This is a genomic window from Parendozoicomonas sp. Alg238-R29 (genome assembly GCF_947331445.1).
Classification (GTDB): Bacteria; Pseudomonadota; Gammaproteobacteria; order Pseudomonadales; family Endozoicomonadaceae; genus Sansalvadorimonas.
In genome coordinates, this window is sequence record NZ_CAMZOG010000238.1 from 1 (window position 1) to 934 (window position 934).

General features: G+C 48.0%; 1 protein-coding gene. It reads left to right on the top strand.

Annotated elements, in window-relative coordinates; translation table 11 throughout:
* Positions 1-934: ISAs1 family transposase (locus QMA35_RS21835; RefSeq protein WP_281649239.1), on the top strand; the 934-nt coding region annotated here is incomplete at both ends.

Here is a 934-nt window from a genome sequence, read left to right on the forward strand (position 1 = left end):
CCCTCGCTGCGAAGGCATGTGCGACCATAATCTTCTCGATATTCTTGTCATCGCCGTCTGCGCAATGATTTGCGGGGCTGATGAGTGGGAGGACATAGCTGATTTTGGTACATGTAAGGAAGATTGGTTTCGCACCTTTCTGGAACTGCCCTGCGGTATACCGTCCAAATACACGTTTCGCAGAGTCTTCAGTTTACTTGACCCTGCTGCTTTTGAAGCTTGCTTTACCGGTTGGGTGAAACAAACATTAACGGAGCTTTCAGGCTGTCACCATCTGGCGATTGATGGTAAAGCGATTCGTGGTTCTAAAAGTCAGGGAAAGAAAGCTGTGCACCTGGTCAGTGCATGGAGCAACCAACTTGGCCTCGTTCTTGGTCAAGAGCGCGTTGATCAAAAGTCGAATGAAATTACAGCTATCCCTAAACTCCTGAAAGCTCTGGAGCTCAAGGGGTGTTTGATTACTCTTGATGCCATGGGCTGTCAGACTAAAGTGGCAGAAGAGTGCGTCAAACAAGAGGCTGACTACGTACTGGCCGTGAAAGGGAATCAGAAAACCTTATATAACGACATTGCTGCATTATTTGAGGCGACAGAAAAACAGTCTCAGCCAGGACAATTTGCAGAGTCTCAAACCGTTGGTCATGGGCGTAAAGAGCACCGTTGCTGCTGGGTTATGAATGATCTCGGTACATTGCGTACTGCACACAAGTGGCCGGGGCTCAAGCAAGTGGCTGTTGTCCAGAGTGATCGACAAATCAATGGCAAAGTCACAACTGCTCTGCGCTTTTACATTATGAGTAAAACGCTATCGGCTTTAGAAGTTCTAAATATTAGCCGCCAGCACTGGGCTGTCGAAAATAACCTGCACTGGGTACTGGATGTTTCGTTCTCCGAAGATGCTTGCCAGGCTAAAGCGGGAAATAGTGCTGAGAAC